Origin of the sequence: Noviherbaspirillum soli, from assembly GCF_015352955.1 — a bacterium.
GTDB classification, from domain to species: domain Bacteria; phylum Pseudomonadota; class Gammaproteobacteria; order Burkholderiales; family Burkholderiaceae_D; genus Noviherbaspirillum_A; species Noviherbaspirillum_A soli.
Map to the genome: position 1 here is coordinate 42,814 of NZ_JACYOX010000015.1, position 16,787 is coordinate 59,600.

13 protein-coding genes and 5 tRNA genes are annotated in these 16,787 nt (G+C 62.7%); 11 read left to right on the forward strand and 7 right to left on the reverse strand.

Annotation, left to right across the window (positions count from 1 at the left end):
- The first annotated feature begins 180 nt into the window (after positions 1–180).
- Positions 181–2,766 carry an ATP-dependent chaperone ClpB gene (gene clpB, locus IGW04_RS13050; protein WP_194713518.1) on the forward strand — a complete coding sequence of 862 codons (2,586 nt, stop codon included), beginning with the start codon at positions 181–183 and terminating at the stop codon, positions 2,764–2,766.
- 619 nt (positions 2,767–3,385) lie between these two features.
- Here the strand turns inward: clpB and panC are convergent.
- From panC to IGW04_RS13065, 3 genes are read right to left on the reverse strand one after another with little or no spacing between them, the layout of a single operon-like run.
- Positions 3,386–4,225 (reverse strand): pantoate--beta-alanine ligase, encoded by an 840-nt coding sequence (panC, locus tag IGW04_RS13055; protein ID WP_194713519.1) that lies wholly within the window; start codon positions 4,223–4,225, stop codon positions 3,386–3,388.
- A 45-nt stretch (positions 4,226–4,270) separates the two neighbouring features.
- Complete coding sequence (locus IGW04_RS13060; protein WP_194713520.1) at positions 4,271–5,104, reverse strand: segregation and condensation protein A; 834 nt, start codon at positions 5,102–5,104, stop codon at positions 4,271–4,273.
- A 10-nt stretch (positions 5,105–5,114) separates the two neighbouring features.
- A complete protein-coding gene (locus IGW04_RS13065) occupies positions 5,115–5,321 on the reverse strand; it encodes a DUF3460 family protein (RefSeq protein WP_194713521.1) in 207 nt (68 codons plus the stop codon).
- Between the two features lie 79 nt (positions 5,322–5,400).
- Between IGW04_RS13065 and bamE the strand changes: the two genes are divergently transcribed.
- On the forward strand, positions 5,401–5,913 hold the full coding sequence (bamE, locus tag IGW04_RS13070; protein ID WP_194713522.1) for an outer membrane protein assembly factor BamE domain-containing protein: 513 nt from the start codon (positions 5,401–5,403) through the stop codon (positions 5,911–5,913).
- Between the two features lie 53 nt (positions 5,914–5,966).
- Here the strand turns inward: bamE and IGW04_RS13075 are convergent, their stop codons facing one another.
- On the reverse strand, positions 5,967–6,446 hold the full coding sequence (locus tag IGW04_RS13075; RefSeq protein ID WP_194713523.1) for a GNAT family N-acetyltransferase: 480 nt from the start codon (positions 6,444–6,446) through the stop codon (positions 5,967–5,969).
- Between the two features lie 6 nt (positions 6,447–6,452).
- A complete protein-coding gene (gene metG, locus IGW04_RS13080; protein ID WP_194713524.1) occupies positions 6,453–8,525 on the reverse strand; it encodes a methionine--tRNA ligase in 2,073 nt (690 codons plus the stop codon).
- Between the two features lie 184 nt (positions 8,526–8,709).
- Here metG and gltX point away from each other — a divergent pair, with 184 nt between their 5' ends.
- The 7 genes from gltX (at position 8,710) to IGW04_RS13115 (ending at position 12,652) form a co-directional block, all read left to right on the forward strand.
- Positions 8,710–10,095 (forward strand): glutamate--tRNA ligase, encoded by a 1,386-nt coding sequence (gene gltX, locus IGW04_RS13085; RefSeq protein ID WP_194713525.1) that lies wholly within the window; start codon positions 8,710–8,712, stop codon positions 10,093–10,095.
- 194 nt (positions 10,096–10,289) lie between these two features.
- The gene (locus IGW04_RS13090; protein ID WP_194713526.1) at positions 10,290–11,831 is read left to right on the forward strand and encodes a hybrid sensor histidine kinase/response regulator; all 1,542 of its coding nucleotides are present in this window, start codon (positions 10,290–10,292) and stop codon (positions 11,829–11,831) included.
- A gap of 81 nt (positions 11,832–11,912) precedes the next feature.
- A tRNA-Ala gene (locus IGW04_RS13095) sits at positions 11,913–11,988 on the forward strand.
- Between the two features lie 53 nt (positions 11,989–12,041).
- Positions 12,042–12,117, forward strand: a tRNA-Glu gene (locus IGW04_RS13100).
- Positions 12,118–12,260: 143 nt separating this feature from the next.
- A tRNA-Ala gene (locus IGW04_RS13105) sits at positions 12,261–12,336 on the forward strand.
- A 67-nt stretch (positions 12,337–12,403) separates the two neighbouring features.
- Positions 12,404–12,479 (forward strand) — tRNA-Glu (locus tag IGW04_RS13110).
- A gap of 97 nt (positions 12,480–12,576) precedes the next feature.
- Positions 12,577–12,652 (forward strand) — tRNA-Glu (locus tag IGW04_RS13115).
- Positions 12,653–12,904: 252 nt separating this feature from the next.
- Here the strand turns inward: IGW04_RS13115 and IGW04_RS13120 are convergent.
- Positions 12,905–13,330, reverse strand: a complete 426-nt coding sequence (locus IGW04_RS13120) for an Hsp20/alpha crystallin family protein (protein WP_194713527.1) — start codon at positions 13,328–13,330, stop codon at positions 12,905–12,907.
- Between the two features lie 111 nt (positions 13,331–13,441).
- Positions 13,442–13,960 (reverse strand): hypothetical protein, encoded by a 519-nt coding sequence (locus tag IGW04_RS13125; protein WP_228527073.1) that lies wholly within the window; start codon positions 13,958–13,960, stop codon positions 13,442–13,444.
- Positions 13,961–14,113: 153 nt separating this feature from the next.
- On the opposite strand from IGW04_RS13125, the gene rpsO reads away from it, so the two are divergent.
- Together rpsO and pnp are read left to right on the forward strand one after the other, a co-directional pair.
- A complete protein-coding gene (gene rpsO, locus IGW04_RS13130; protein ID WP_194713528.1) occupies positions 14,114–14,383 on the forward strand; it encodes a 30S ribosomal protein S15 in 270 nt (89 codons plus the stop codon).
- Between the two features lie 185 nt (positions 14,384–14,568).
- Positions 14,569–16,668 carry a polyribonucleotide nucleotidyltransferase gene (pnp, locus tag IGW04_RS13135; protein WP_194713529.1) on the forward strand — a complete coding sequence of 700 codons (2,100 nt, stop codon included), beginning with the start codon at positions 14,569–14,571 and terminating at the stop codon, positions 16,666–16,668.
- The last annotated feature ends 119 nt before the right edge of the window (positions 16,669–16,787 follow it).

A 16,787-nucleotide genomic window follows, 5' to 3' on the forward strand; every position in this document is an offset into this window, starting at 1 on the left:
TCGATGGCCGGCTTGCCCCGGCGATCAGCCGCGCTTCATGCTGCGGCGCTTGACCTATATCAACCAGCCTTGGACCGGGCAGCCGCTACAGTGACTGCAGCCGGCGCTTTCGGCGCACGCTTGAAAAGCGAATCAACAGCCCAATTTGTCGCTTAGATTAAAACTATCAGGAGCATTACGATGCGACTCGACAAACTCACTACCAAACTCCAGGAAGCCCTGGCCGACGCGCAAAGCCAGGCCGTGGGCAATGACAACCAGTACATCGACCCGGTGCATCTGCTGATCGCCCTTTTGAACCAGGACGACGGCGGCAGCCGTTCGCTGCTGCAAAGGGCCGGCGCCAATATCGGCGGCCTGACCAGCGGCCTGAAGAGCGCGCTGCAGCGCCTGCCCAAGGTCAGCGGCACCGGCGGCGAGGTCCAGATCGGCCGCGAACTGCTGTCGCTGCTGAACCTGGCCGACAAGGAAGCCCAGAAGCATGGCGACCAGTTCATCGCCAGCGAAATGGTGCTGCTCGCGCTGACCGAGGACAAGTCCGAGGCCGGCCGCCTGGCCCGTGAAAACGGCCTGACCCGCAATGCGCTGGAAGCCGCGATCACGGCGGTGCGCGGCGGCGGCAATGTGAATTCCCAGGACGCCGAAGGACAGCGCGAATCGCTGAAGAAATACACGATGGACCTGACCGAGCGTGCCCGCCAGGGCAAGCTCGACCCGGTGATCGGGCGCGACGACGAGATCCGCCGCGCCATCCAGGTGCTGCAGCGGCGCAGCAAGAACAATCCGGTGCTGATCGGCGAGCCGGGCGTGGGCAAGACCGCCATCGTCGAAGGCCTGGCCCAGCGCATCGTCAATGGCGAGGTGCCCGACAGCCTGAAGGGCAAGCGAGTGCTGTCGCTGGACATGGCGGCGCTCTTGGCCGGCGCCAAGTACCGCGGCGAATTCGAGGAACGGCTCAAGGCGGTGCTGAAGGAACTGGCGCAGGACGAAGGCCAGACCATCGTCTTCATCGATGAACTGCACACCATGGTGGGCGCCGGCAAGGCCGAAGGCGCAATGGACGCCGGCAATATGCTGAAGCCCGCGCTGGCCCGTGGCGAACTGCACTGCGTCGGCGCCACCACGCTGGACGAATACCGCAAATACGTCGAGAAGGATGCGGCGCTGGAGCGGCGCTTCCAGAAGATCATGGTGGACGAGCCCAGCGTGGAAGCGACCATCGCCATTTTGCGCGGCCTTCAGGAGCGCTACGAGGTGCACCATGGCGTGGACATCACCGACCCGGCGATCGTCGCCGCGGCCGAACTGTCGCACCGCTATATCACCGACCGTTTCCTGCCCGACAAGGCGATCGACCTGATCGACGAGGCCGCGTCCAAGATCAAGATCGAGATCGATTCCAAGCCGGAAGTGATGGACAAGCTCGACCGTCGCCTGATCCAGCTGAAGATCGAGCGCGAGGCGGTGCGCAAGGAAGCCGACGAGGCATCGCAGCGCCGCTTCGGACTGATCGAGGAAGAGATCGGGCGGCTGGAGCGGGAATATGCCGACCTGGAGGAAATCTGGAAGTCGGAAAAGGCGGCGGTGCAGGGCAGCAAGCACATCAAGGAAGAGCTGGAAAAGGTGCGGCTGCAGATGGAGGAGGCCAAGCGCAAGAGCGACTGGCAGAAAGTCTCCGAACTGCAGTACGGCCGCCTGCCCGAGCTGGAAGCGCAATTGAAGCAGGCCGATGCCGACGAAGTCACGCCGGGCAAGCCGCAGCTCGTGCGCACCCAGGTCGGGGCCGAGGAAATCGCCGAAGTGGTGTCGCGCGCGACCGGCATCCCGGTGTCGAAGATGATGCAGGGCGAGCGCGACAAGCTGGTGCATATGGAAGATGAACTGCACAAGCGGGTGATCGGCCAGCACGAGGCCATCGTCGCGGTGTCGGACGCCATCCGCCGCTCGCGTGCCGGCCTGGGCGATCCGGGACGGCCGTATGGTTCCTTCATGTTCCTGGGCCCGACCGGCGTCGGCAAGACCGAGCTGTGCAAGGCGCTGGCGAGCTTCCTGTTCGACACCGAAGAGGCGCTGATTCGCATCGACATGAGCGAATTCATGGAGAAGCATTCAGTGGCCCGCCTGATCGGCGCGCCGCCGGGCTATGTCGGCTACGAGGAAGGCGGTTACCTGACCGAGGCGGTGCGGCGCAAGCCCTACAGCGTGATCCTGCTCGACGAGATCGAGAAGGCGCATCCGGACGTGTTCAACGTGCTGCTGCAGGTGCTGGACGACGGCCGCATGACCGATGGCCAGGGCCGCACGGTGGACTTCAAGAACACCGTGGTGGTGATGACTTCCAACCTGGGTTCGCACAAGATCCAGTCGATGGAAGACAGCGACCCGGCGCTGGTGAAGCTGGCGGTGATGGCCGAAGTGCGCGGCCATTTCCGGCCGGAGTTCATCAACCGGATCGACGAGATCGTGGTGTTCCACGCGCTGGACGAGAAGAACATCGGCGCGATCGCCAAGATCCAGCTGGCGGTGCTGGAACAGCGCCTGGCGAAGATGGACATGGCGCTGCACATGAGCGATGCGGCACTGCAGAAAATCGCGGAGGCCGGGTTCGATCCGGTGTATGGCGCCCGGCCGCTGAAGCGGGCAATCCAGCAGGAAATCGAAAACCCGCTGTCCAAGGCGATCCTGCAGGGCAAGTTCGGACCGAAGGACGTCATCGACGTCAACGTCAGCAACGGCGAACTGAGTTTCGAAAAAGCCGTCGCTTGAACTGGCTCACCCAGAAAGCCCGCTTCCCCGGAGGCGGGCTTTTTTCATGGGAGATACTTATCCACAATTTATGTGATTAACTCTGTGAGTAAGTCTGTGGGCTAGTCGGCAAGTGACTGATTCGTATGGGAAATATTTTTTTACCATCGACGGGAATATTTATTGAGCGGTGCATAACTTTGTTCCCAGCTCACCAAAATTTTTTCCACAAAAAATGTGGGCTAGTTTGTGGATAAGCCGGATGCAAAAAATGCAAGTCATTGAAAAAAAAGAACTAATTCGCGAAGTCGAGAAAATGATCAGTTAACGGCATTGCCCGGCGTGCAGTGGACCCGATGCAAGCGATGAGGAATGCAGCCGGTGCAACAGCCAGCGCGGGAAAAGCCCGGAGTTTTCCACAGATTATGTGGGTTACCCTGTTGATAAACAGGCTGCGAAAATCCCAACTCATTGATATGCAATAGGAATTTTCTGCCTTCAGAAAAAAGGCAGTGGAAAGGATGAACGGAAGGGCGGTCCGGCAGGAAGAGGAAGAGACGCGGAAAGGCGGCGGCAGCCGGAGGTCGCCCATTGCAAGGCCTTGCCGGGCGATGAATGACCTTCGGTGCTGCCGGCAGGATCAGATTTCGAGATTGTCGATCAGGCGGGTGGCGCCCAGCTTGGCGGCGGCCAGCACCACCAGCGGCTCGCCCTGCGCGATATCGCCGGCCGAAGGCGGCTGCAGGTCGATGCGCTTGCGTATGGAGATATAGTCAGGCTTCCAGCCACGGGCGGCCAGGCTTGCCATCGAGTCGCGTTCCAGCGTGAAGATATCCGGCTGCCCCTTGCGCACTTCCGCTGCGACTTCATTCAGGGTCCGGTAAAGCGCCGGCGCTTCGGCCCGCTCCGGCTCCGACAGATAGGCATTGCGCGACGACAGCGCCAGGCCATCCTCGGCGCGGTAGGTCTCGGCAGCGATGATCTCGGTTGGCAGCGCGAACTGGCGGCACATATTGCGCACGATCATCAGCTGCTGGTAATCCTTCTTGCCGAACACGGCCACCCTGGGCTGCACGCAGGAAAACAGCTTCAGCACCACCGTGGTGACGCCGACGAAGAAACCTGGCCGGAATTCGCCTTCCAGGATGCCGCCAAGGTCGTTCGGCGGGCTGACGCGGAACTGCTGCGGCTCGGGGTAGAGATCCTTTTCGGTCGGCGCGAACAGCACATAGACGCCTTCCTTTTCCAGCTTCTCGACGTCGGCATGGAAGGTGCGCGGATATTTGTCGAAGTCCTCGTTCGGCCCGAACTGCAGCCGGTTGACGAAGATGGAGGCGACGATGGGGTCGCCATGCTTGCGCGCCAGCCGCATCAGCGACAGATGGCCTTCATGCAGATTGCCCATGGTGGGCACGAAGGCGGTGCGCAGCTGGCCGCGCATCTGGTCGCGCAACTCGTCGATGGAGGAAATGATTTTCATGAATCAGCCTTCTTGAATGCGCCGCGATCCGCGGCGGGAAAGATTTCAGCTTGGTGTATAGGATAGCCGCACATAGATAGGCGCGAACGCCTCGGCCTGGGTGATTTCGATCAGGGTTTCCTTGGCCAGCTCCAGCAGCGCAATGAAATTGACGACCAGCACCGGCACGCCCATTTCCGGCTGAAACAGGTCGGAAAACTCGACGAAGCGCGCCGACTGCAGGCGCCGCAGGATACCCGTCATGTGTGCGCGCACCGACAGCGTTTCGCGGTTGATGGTGTGATGCGCCACCAGCCGGGCGCGCTTTTGCAGATCGGCCCAGGCCGCCTGCAGGTCCGCCGCATTGACCTCCGGCCAGCGCAGCACCAGGCTCTGCTCGATATGGATCTGGGCAGCCACGGTGTCGCGGCCGAGTTGCGGCAGTTCATCGATCTGGCGCGCGGCCAGCTTCATCTGTTCGTATTCGAGCAGGCGCCGCACGAGTTCCGCACGCGGGTCGGCGGCTTCCTCGTCGTCAGCCTTCTTCACCGGCAGCAGCATGCGCGACTTGATTTCGATGAGCATGGCCGCCATCAGCAGGTATTCCGCGGCCAGTTCCAGGTTATGCAGCCGCACCTGCTCGATGTAGCCCAGATACTGGCGGGTGACCTGCGCCATCGGGATATCGAGGATGTTGAAGTTCTGCTTGCGGATCAGGTAGAGCAGCAGGTCCAGCGGCCCCTCGAAGGCTTCGAGGAAGATCTCCAGCGCATCCGGCGGGATGTACAGGTCGTTGGGCAGCTTGAGCAGCGGCTCGCCATACAGCCGCGCCAGCGGCAGGTCGTCATGCGCCGGGTCCGCCGCGACGGTGTCGGGCGCCAGCACGCTGTCGACGGTCATCACAGGGCGATCAGGTGTTCTGGTAGACGTAAGGCTTCTGGCGCACGCGGGACGCATTCAGGCGGTCCTGGGTGTCGAGGTCGAGCGCCTGCTGGTCCCACAGGCGGGCACGGCCTTCGCGCTGCGACGCTTCCAGATTCGGGTTCTGCTGTTTGAGGGTGGACAGGAACTGGGTCAGTTCGGATTGGTAGCCTTGCTGCTGCTTGCTGAGTTTCATGGGGTTTTAAACAAGGTGTGGGATGGAAACAGGCGCTATTCTACCCTGAGTGTTGCAGGATTTCGTCACGGGAGAGTCTATGAAAACATTGCTTGCGGGACTGCTGGCGCTGGCCTGCCTGCTGTCGCTCGGCGCCTGCGACCGGGAAGGACGTCCGATACAGGAGTTTGGCTTGGATAAACTGGCGAAAGGCATTTCCACCGAGGCCGACGTGCGCGGCGTGATGGGACAACCCGATACAGTATGGGAAGAGGAAAACGGTGCGCGCACGCTGGAATATCCGAAAGGGCCGGAAGGCAGCCGCACCTGGATGTTCGAGATCGACCGCAGCGGCAAGCTGGTGGATTACCGGCAGGTGCTGACCGAGGAAACCTTCGGGAAAATCAAGCCCGGCATGAGCCGCGACGCGGTCCGGCGCCTGCTGGGCAAACCCAAGAGCGTGGCGGAATTCAAGCGCAAGAACGAGGAAGTGTGGGACTGGCGCTATCTCGATGCCACGCAGAAGACCCGGATGTTCAATGTGCATTTCGACCGAGATACCGGCCGCGTGACCGGCACCTCGGCGTCGCCCGATCCGCAGGCGAATTACTGAGACGCTCAGGTGGTGAGGTGCTGAGGTGCTGGGGGGAATTAATGCCTTGAATATCAGCGCCGCAACCGGCGCCGCATCACCACCGGCGGCGGCTCCACCGGGTTGGCCAGCCCGTACTCCAGTTCCGGCGCCAGTTCGAAGCCGTAAGCGGCGTAGAGATGCACCAGCCGGGTCTGCTCGGCGCGCACTGCCAGCCTGAGCTCGTCGACATCGCAGGACTGCGCATGATGCAGCACCGCCTCCAGCAGATGCTGCGACAGGTGCCTGCCGCGATAGTCGGGCAACACGCCCATGCGCAGGATCTGCCACACATTTGCATCGCCGTCCAGCGGCAGCCAGCGCACCGCGCCGGCCGGCTGCTCGTCGATCAGCAGGATGAAGCCGCCGCCATGCTGCAGATGCTCCGCCACCTGCACCGCGGTTTCGCGATGGCCGCTCGACGTCACGGCCACGGTCTGGCGCCACGCGGCCCGCGTCAGTTCAGCGAGCAGCGTGGCATCGGCCAGCGTGGCTTCGCGCAGCACCAGGCCCATGGCAGCTCAGCGGATGCGCATGCCGGGCTTGGCGCCCGGCCACGGGTTGAGGATGTAAATGCCCGGGTCGGCTTTCTCGTCGGACGCCGATGCCGCCAGCACCATGCCTTCGGAAATGCCGAACTTCATCTTGCGCGGCGCCAGGTTGGCCACCAGCACGGTCAGCTTGCCGACCAGCTGCGCCGGATCGTAGGACGACTTGATGCCCGAGAACACATTGCGCATGCGGCCTTCGCCGACATCCAGCGTCAGGCGCAGCAGCTTGTCCGAACCGTCCACGGCGGCGCAATCGACGATCAGCGCAATGCGCAGGTCGATTTTCGCAAAGTCGTCGATCTTGATCTCGGGCGCCAGCGGCTCGATGCCGGCAGCGGCCGGCGCCTCGTCGGTCGGCGCTGCGGCCGGCGCGGCGGGCGCGTCGAACAGCGCGTCCAGCATCTTGGGTTCCACCCGGGTCATCAGATGGGAATAGGTGTTGATCCGATGGCCGGTCGGCAGCGGCGTGCCGACGTCGGACCATTGCAGCGGCTCGATATTAAGCAGGGTTTCCACCTGCTGCGCCAGCGCCGGCAGCACCGGCTTCAGATAGATGGTCAGAATGCGGAACGCCTCGATCAGGCGGCTGCAGACTTCCTGCAGCAGCGCGCCGTTTTCCGGGTTCTTCGCCAGTTCCCAGGGCTTGTTGGCGTCGACATAGGCGTTCACCGCGTCGGCTTCCTCCATCACCGCGCGCAAGGCCTTGCCGTACTCGCGGCCTTCATACAGCGCCTGTATCGATGCGCCGGCCTCGCGCAGGCGCGCCAGGAACGGGTCTGCCGCACTGGCCCAGCCGGAAGCCAGGCGGCCGTCGAAGCGCTTGGTGATGAAGCCGGCGGCGCGGCTGGCGATGTTGACGTACTTGCCGATCAGGTCGCTGTTGACGCGGGCGATGAAGTCTTCCGGGTTGAAGTCCACGTCCTCCACCTTGGCCGACAGCTTGGCCGCGATGTAATAGCGCAGCCATTCCGGGTTCATGCCGACTTCCAGGTAGCGCAGCGGCGAGATGCCGGTGCCGCGCGACTTCGACATCTTCTCGCCGCTGACCGTGATGAAGCCATGCACGAACACATTGTTGGGCACCTTCAGGCCGGCGAAATGCAGCATCGCCGGCCAGAACAGGGTGTGGAAATAGGTGATGTCCTTGCCGATGAAATGATATTGCTCGGTGGCGGGGTCGGCCATGAAGGCGTCGTAGTCGCGGCCGGTTCTGGCGAAGTAGTTCTTCAGCGAGGCCAGGTAGCCGATCGGCGCATCCAGCCACACATAGAAATACTTGCCCGGCGCGTCCGGAATCTCGATGCCGAAATAGGGCGCGTCGCGGCTGATGTCCCAGTCGCCCAGGCCGTCGTCGCCTTCCAGCCATTCGCGCGCCTTGTTGGCCACTTCCGGCTGCAGGCGCTTGTCGTCCAGCGCCCATTCGCGCAGGAAGTCGCGGCACTTCGGGTCGGACAGGCGGAAGAAATAATGCTCGGACGACTTCATCACCGGCGTGGCGCCCGTCAGGGTGGAATACGGGTTGATCAGTTCGGTAGCCGCGTAGACCGCGCCGCAGACTTCGCAGGAATCGCCGTACTGGTCCTTGGCGTGGCACTTCGGGCACTCGCCCTTGATGTAGCGGTCGGGCAGGAACATGCTCTTGACCGGGTCGAAGAACTGCTCGACGGTCTTCACCGAAATCAGCTTGGCGCCGTCGCGCAGCCGGCGATAGATGTCCTGCGACAGCTGGTGGTTTTCCGGGCCGTCGGTGGAATGCCAGTTGTCGAAGGCGATATGGAAGCCATCCAGGTATTGCTTGCGGCCGGCGGCGATGCGGGCGACGAATTCCTGCGGCGTCACGCCCGCCTTTTCGGCGGCGATCATGATGGGCGCGCCATGCGCGTCGTCGGCGCCGACGAAGTTGACTTCGTTGCCCTGCATGCGCTGGAAACGCACCCAGATGTCGGCCTGGATGTACTCCATGATGTGGCCGATATGGAATGCGCCGTTGGCGTAGGGCAGGGCGGTCGTGACGAATAGCTTGCGCGGCTGTGGCTGGCTCATAGGGAAATGCGTTCGGGTAAGAGAGAGTGGCGAACTGGATAAAGGGTGAATTCTAGCAGTCCGCGCGCGCTTGCCGCGGCCGCAGGTGGACCGTGGCCGCATGGATGGCGGGCGGCGCAGGCGCTAGAATGGCGGTTTTTCCAGCACAGGCCGCCCGACAGAGCGGCCGCCCACATATCCCGCCATGACCGTACGCACCCGCTTCGCTCCCAGCCCGACCGGCTTTCTCCACCTCGGCGGCGCCCGCACCGCGCTCTTCGCCTGGGCCTATGCCCGCCGCTTCGAAGGCGTGTTCATCCTGCGCATCGAGGACACCGATCTGGAACGGTCCACGCCGGAAGCGGTGCAGGCCATCATCGACGGCATGCAGTGGCTGGGCCTGCATCACGACGAAGGCCCGTTCTACCAGATGCAGCGCATGGACCGTTACCGCGAAGTGATCGCCCAGATGCTCGAGGCCGGCACCGCCTATTACTGCTACTGCACGCCGGAAGAGGTGGAGGCGATGCGCGAGCGCCAGCGCGCGCTCGGCGAAAAACCGCGCTACGACGGCACCTGGCGCCCGGAGCCGGGCAAGACGCTGCCGCCGGTGCCGGAAGGCCGCAAGCCGGTGGTGCGTTTCCGTAATCCGCTGGAAGGCGAGGTCACCTGGGAAGATGCGGTCAAGGGGCCGATCACCATCGCCAACCGCGAGATGGACGACCTGATCATCGCGCGTCCCGATGGCACGCCCACCTATAACTTCTGCGTGGTGGTGGACGACTGGGACATGCGCATCACCCATGTGATCCGCGGCGACGACCATGTCAACAACACGCCGCGCCAGATCAATATTCTGAAGGCCCTGGGCGCCACGCCGCCGATCTACGGCCATGTGCCGATGATCCTCGGCGCCGATGGCGAGAAGCTGTCCAAGCGGCACGGCGCGGTCAGCGTGATGGAATACCCGGCGCAGGGTTACCTGCCGGAAGCGATGCTGAACTACCTGGCGCGGCTGGGCTGGAGCCATGGCGACGAGGAAGTCTTCACCATGGAGCAGTTCTGCAGCTGGTTCGACCTGGACCACCTGTCCCGGTCGCCGGCCCAATTCAATCCCGAGAAGCTGGCCTGGCTGAACAATCACTACATCAAGGCGGCCGACAACGAGCGGCTGGCCGCCCTGGCCCGGCCGCAGCTGGAGCGGGATGGCGCCGATTTCGATGGCGCGCCGCCATTGCCGGCTGTGATTGCACTGATGAAGGAACGCGCCGCCACGGTCGTGGAGCTGGCCGATGCGGCGATGCTGTTCTATCGCCAGCCACGTCCCGATCCGGCATTGCTGGCCCAGCACCTGACCGACGCGGTGCAGCCGGCGCTGGCCGACTACGCCGAGCGGCTCAGGGCGGTTGCCTGGGACAAGGCCTCGCTGTCGGCCATGCTCAAGGAAGTGCTGGCAGCCCACAAGCTGAAAATGCCGCAGCTGGCAATGCCGCTGCGTCTTCTGCTGACCGGCCAGCTGCAGACGCCGTCCATCGACGCGGTGATCGAGCTTTTCGGTCGCGACGTGGTGCTGGCGCGTCTTCAACGGTAGGCACGGAGCCATGAGGAGACATCGCGCCATAAGTTAAAAAATTTGGCGAAAGTTAATAAACTGCATCGGCTTTATGGCAGAGTACGCGCCATGAGGGTGACTTCGAACAATACCGGCCGGAAATGTGGCGGCGTTTGATGCCGCCGTCCGACTCGGGATCCGGACAACAAGGGCGTTCAATGGAAACGCACAGGATGGAGACGGAAGTCAACGCGCTGGCCGCATTAACCGGCGCCAGCGAGCTGGAAATCTACCGGCGCATCTTCTATGCGTCGCCCGACTATATTGCCTTCAGCCGGTTGTCGGACGGCTGCTTCATCGACGTCAATCCCGGTTTCGAGCGGCTGCTTGGCTTCCGGCGCGAGGATGTCATCGGCAAGACTTCCTACGAAGTCGGCATCTGGCCTGAATTCTGCACGGATCAGCGCCTGGCTTATGCCAGGAAACTGCGCCAGGAACGGGCCGTGCGCGATTATCCCGGTTATCTGCGCTGCGCCGATGGCCGCGTGATCGAGGTCGAGGCCTCCGCCAACATTATCGATATCCACGGCGAGGAGGTGCTGATTGCGATCGTGCGCGATGTCACCGAGCGTAACCGCGCCGCCGCCGCGCTGCGCGAAGCCGACCGCCGCAAGGACGAGTTCCTGGCGATGCTGGCGCATGAATTGCGCAATCCGATTGCGCCGATCAGCATGGCGGCGCAGTTGCTGATGGGCGCGCCGGGCGATGCGGCCCGGGTGGACCAGTTGAGCCAGGTCATTGCGCGACAGGTCGGCCATATGGTTGGTCTGGTGGATGACTTGCTGGACGTTTCCCGCGTTACCCGCGGCCTGGTGGTGCTGGAGCAGCATGCGCTGGACCTGAACATGCTTCTGATCGACGCGGTCGAACAGGTGCGTCCGCTGCTCGATGCACGCCGCCACCTGTTGACGGTCAAGCCGTCCGAAGAGCCGGCCTGCATCTTTGCCGATCGGTCCCGGATGGTCCAGATCGTCGCCAACCTGCTCAACAATGCCGCCAAATACACGCCTGAAGGCGGCGAGATCAGGCTCACGATCAGCCTGCAGCCGGAGCATGTCGAACTGGCCGTCACCGACAATGGCATAGGCATCGCGCCAGCGCTGCTGTCCCAGGTGTTCGACCTGTTCACCCAGGCCGAGCGCTCGCCCGACCGGTCGCAGGGCGGGCTGGGCCTGGGCCTGGCGCTGGTCAAGAGCCTGACGGAGTTGCATGGAGGTACGGTATGCGCCAGCAGTGCCGGGGTCGGGCAGGGCAGCCGTTTCGCCGTGCGCCTGCCGCGCCTGCGGCTGCCGGGCGTGGCGCCCGGACAGATGCAGCCTGATCTGCTGGCGCATGCGCATGTGTCGGCCCATCCTCTGCGTATCCTGCTGGTGGATGACAACGTCGACGCTGCCGAGACCCTGGCCGCTTTCCTGAAAGACGCCGGACATCAGGTGACGGTCAGGCATGACGTCAGCGGCGCACTGGCCGCGCTGGATGCCGGCATGCCCGAAGTCTGCATCTTCGATATCGGCCTGCCGGATGTCGATGGCTACAGCCTGGCGCGCCGCGTGCGCTCACTATCGGGCGGGCAGGATTGCCGGCTGCTGGGCCTGAGCGGCTATGGCCATGAGCGGGATCGTGCCCGCGCGTTGCAGGCTGGTTTCGACGAGTATTTCGTCAAGCCGGCGGATACCCGCTGCCTGATGTCGCTGCTGGCGCAATGGGCAGCCTGAACCGCATCCGGTTCCAGTAAAAAAGTTCACCGGGCATATTTGTATTGCGGAAAACCCTTTGCTATAATTCGCCGCCTGTTCGGGGGTATAGCTCAGCTGGGAGAGCGCTTGCATGGCATGCAAGAGGTCAGCGGTTCGATCCCGCTTACCTCCACCAACAGCAAATGGTTTGGCAATATCGTGTGTGGCCAGCAGTACGGGCAGTTTTCTGTCCCCATCGTCTAGAGGCCTAGGACATCACCCTTTCACGGTGAGTACAGGGGTTCGAATCCCCTTGGGGACGCCATGACAGGCCCGCCAGCCGACGCAAAAGGCTGGCGGGTTTTTGTTTGAAGACGCTCAGGTTGCACAGTGCGGTGATCGCAAGATTTTAGCAAAGGCGATTTACAGCATAGTATTGCTAGGCTATAATCTCGCTTCTTCGCACAGGGGGGTATAGCTCAGCTGGGAGAGCGCTTGCATGGCATGCAAGAGGTCAGCGGTTCGATCCCGCTTACCTCCACCACCGCAGGAGAAGCAGGAAAGCAGTTCAGCGATTTGGTAGTAAGGGCCGGCAGTACGGGCAGTTTTCTGTCCCCATCGTCTAGAGGCCTAGGACATCACCCTTTCACGGTGAGTACAGGGGTTCGAATCCCCTTGGGGACGCCAGCATTATCCAGGCAGTAATGCCTGAGCCAGAGACGGGGCCGCAGAGCGGCCCCTGATTTTAGGCAGCATGGCTGCCGCAAGCAGTCGGACAGTTTTTGTCCCCATCGTCTAGAGGCCTAGGACATCACCCTTTCACGGTGAGTACAGGGGTTCGAATCCCCTTGGGGACGCCAGTAAAAAGAAAAAGCTCCGCAAGGAGCTTTTTCCATTTGTAAGTCTCCGATAGAAATGCGCTTGAGCGCATTCCGGGGTTTCGAAGCGACCGGGCTTGCAAGCCCGGAGGCACGCCAGTAGCAGGAAGGGCCGGATCGTCGATCCGGCCCTTTTCTTTTTTGCTTCCTGATTGCTTTCTGCAGCAAGCCGCGCAAGAATCCGGCTCAACCTGGCGACAGCCTGCCTGCTCCCGGCAATCCGGACTTCGGCGCTTACTGGACGGTGATCTGCTTCGGCTGATCCGCTGCCTTCTTCGGCAGGGTCAGGCTCAGCACGCCGTTTTCCAGTTTCGCCACTGCCGCGCCATCATCCACTTCGGTCGGCAGCGTGAATGCGCGGCCGAATTTGCGGGCGGCGCGCTCGGTCAGCAGCGCTTTCTCGCCTTCGGCAACGTCATTCGTCACCTTGGCTTCGGCTTCGATCGACACGCGCTTCTTGTCGACGGAAATCTTGACGTCTTCGCGGGCCACGCCTGGCAGTTCAGCCTCGATGCGGTACGCAGTGCCGGTTTCCACCACGTTCACGCGCGGCGCCAGCGGCGCGCTGTCCAGCAGGTTGCCGACCAGGCGCTCGAAGCTGCTGTCGAAAGCGCGGTTGTTAAGGGCGGGGAAAGCACGGTTACGCAGAATGACATTCATTTCTTTTTCTCCTGAAGTGGTCTGGAGCCATCGCTCCGATGGTCCGTAAATAAGGCGCTCCAGACCGATTTCAAGAGTCCGAAAATGGCGAATTGCGTAGGAGGGAAGTGTTCAGAGTCCGCCGCCCATCGGCCACGCCATGTCGGGCGTGCGGCGCCGGTCCGGGCCGTTCTGCAGCATGCGCACGATGCCGGCGCTGTCGAAATGGACGTGCATTACCGAGTCCCAGGCATTGCTTTCGCGGTAGGGGTAGGACCATACCTCGAGTTGCGGCAGCGTCAGGTAAGAGGTGGCGCTGGGCGCGCCGATCAGGTGCAGCACTTCCTGCTTGTCGGACTTGCCGGGGACGATCCTGCTGAAGTGCGCGGTATCGAGCACCTGCTCGTAGGAGATCAGCCGGCCGTCGGCGCCTATGCGCGCCATGAAAGTGGACTGTCCCCATGGGCCTGTCATGTATTCCAGCAGATGGGTATTGCCCTCGCCGTAGCGGTGGGTCGGCTCGCCCAGCCGGGCCACGATGCTGGCTTCCGACTCGCCCGGCTGCGGCGGCGCGAGATAGATGCTGCTGCAGCCGGTCAGGCTGGCGAGCGCAAACAGGGCCGCAAATGCGGCGGTCCGGCAAGTCATCATTTCTGTTCTCCTCTGGGCGGCATATATGGTTTGAATCGCGGGCGGTAATCCGCTATACTCGCCGATCCTGTCCATCCGGACTGGTATTTTATTAACACTTTGTTCACGGTGTCCGGGGTAATCTCTCCAGGCACCGCATGTGAAAGGTACATCATGTCGGTAGAAAAAAGCAGCAAGGCAGCGATCATCGCGGACAACGCGCGCGGCCAGAATGATACTGGTTCCCCGGAAGTGCAGGTCGCACTGCTGACGGCCCGCATCAACGAACTCAACAGCCATTTCAAGGCCCACACCAAGGATCATCATTCCCGCCGTGGCCTGATCATGATGGTTAACCGCCGCAAGAGCCTGCTGTCCTACCTGAAGGGCAAGGACGCAACCCGCTATCGCGCACTGATCGAAAAGCTCGGCCTGCGCAAGTAATCATTGCCAGATCCAAGAACCATGTGAAATGCCTGCGTCAGTGATGCTGATGCGGGCATTTTTCGTTTTGCGGTTCTTACGCAGTTCGCTGGATGCATGAAGACGGCGCGATGATGTCGCGCCGTCGGTGGTGAGGTGGAACGACAGCTCCTGAAAATCTGTCGGCAAAATAGAAAGGAATCACCGTGTTCAATAAAGTAAGCAAGACCTTCCAGTACGGCCAGCACCAGGTCACCCTGGAAACCGGCGAAATCGCTCGCCAGGCGTCCGGCGCCGTCATGGTGTCGATCGAGGACACCGTTGTGCTGGCGACCGTCGTGGCCAAGAAGGATGTGAAGCCGGGCCAGGACTTTTTCCCGCTGACCGTTGATTACATCGAGAAAAGCTATGCCGCCGGCCGTATCCCCGGCGGTTTCTTCAAGCGCGAAGGCCGTCCTTCGGAGAAGGAAACCCTGACCTCGCGCCTGATCGATCGTCCGATCCGTCCGCTGTTCCCGGAAGGCTACCTGAATGAAGTGCAGATCATCATCCACGTGCTGTCGGTCAATCCGGAAATCGATCCCGACATCGCCGCGATGATCGGCGCCTCGGCCGCGCTGTGCGTGTCCGGCATTCCGTTCAACGGCCCGATCGGCGCGGCGCGCGTCGGCTATATCAACGGCGAGTACGTGCTCAACCCGACCGTGTCGCAACTGGCCAATACCCAGCTCGACCTGGTGGTGGCCGGTACCGAGACCGCCGTGCTGATGGTGGAATCGGAAGCGCAGGAACTGTCCGAGGAAGTGATGCTGGGTGCGGTGGTATATGGCCACGACCAGATGAAGGCCGTGATCGATGCGATCCACGAGCTGGTGCGCGACGGCGGCAAGCCGGAACTCGAATGGCAGCCCGCTGCAAAGAATGAGGAACTGATCTCCCGCGTGACGTCGCTGGCGGAAGGCCCGCTGCGCGAGGCTTACCAGGTGCGCGACAAGCAGGCCCGTACCGGCAAGCTGAAAGACGTCTCGTCGCAGGTCGCCGCCGCGCTGGCCGCCGATGGCGTATCCGCCGACAGCGTCGAAGTGGGCAACATCCTGTTCGATCTGGAAGCGAAGATCGTTCGTTCCCAGATCCTGGAAGGCGAGCCGCGCATCGACGGCCGCGACACCCGCACCGTGCGTCCGATCTCGATCCGCACCGGCGTGCTGCCGCGTACCCACGGCTCGGCCCTGTTCACCCGCGGCGAAACCCAGGCGCTGGTCATCGCCACGCTGGGCACCGCCCGCGACGAGCAGAAGATCGACGCGCTGATGGGCGAATACAGCGACCGCTTCATGCTCCACTACAACATGCCGCCGTTCGCCACCGGCGAAACCGGCCGCGTGGGCACGCCCAAGCGCCGCGAGATCGGCCATGGCCGCCTGGCCAAGCGCGCGCTGCTGGCAGCGCTGCCGGCGCCGGAAGACTTCAGCTACTCGGTGCGTCTGGTGTCCGAGATCACCGAGTCCAACGGCTCGTCGTCGATGGCTTCGGTCTGCGGCGGCTGCCTGGCGCTGATGGACGCCGGCGTGCCGATGAAGTCGCATGTGGCCGGCATCGCGATGGGCCTGATCAAGGAAGGCAGCAAGTTCGCCGTCCTGACCGACATCCTGGGCGACGAAGATCACCTGGGCGACATGGACTTCAAGGTGGCCGGCACCGCGCAGGGCATCACCGCGCTGCAGATGGACATCAAGATCCAGGGCATCACCAAGGAAATCATGCAGGTCGCGCTGGCGCAGGCCAAGGAAGGCCGCGTGCATATCCTGGCCAAGATGCAGGAAGCCGTGCCGCATGGCAAGGCTGAACTGTCCAACTTCGCGCCGCGCTTGATCACCGTCCGCATCAACCCGGAAAAGATCCGCGACGTGATCGGCAAGGGCGGCGCGGTAATCCGTGCGCTGACCGAGGAAACCGGCACCCAGATCGACATCAGCGACGAGGGCGTGGTCACCATCGCCTCGGTCGACGCCGCTGCCGGCCAGGAAGCCAAGCGCCGCATCGAGGAACTGACCGCATCGGTCGAAGTGGGCAAGACCTACGAAGGCACCGTGCTGAAGCTGCTGGATTTCGGCGCCATCGTGCAGGTGATGCCGGGCAAGGACGGCCTGCTGCATATCAGCCAGATCGCCAACGAGCGCGTCAACGCGGTGGCCGACTACCTGAAGGAAGGCCAGCAGGTTCGCGTCAAGGTTCTGGAAACCGATGACCGTGGCCGCCTGAAGCTGTCGATGAAAGCCGTGGCTGCGGAAACCGCTGCGGAGTAAGGGGAAAAAGCGTTTTTTCCTTGCATCTGAAAAATCCGGGGCTCGCCCCGGATTTTTTTTGTTCCCGGCGTGGACGCAATCCTTGCCGGGACCAGGGCCGGGAACAATCTGGCTGCACG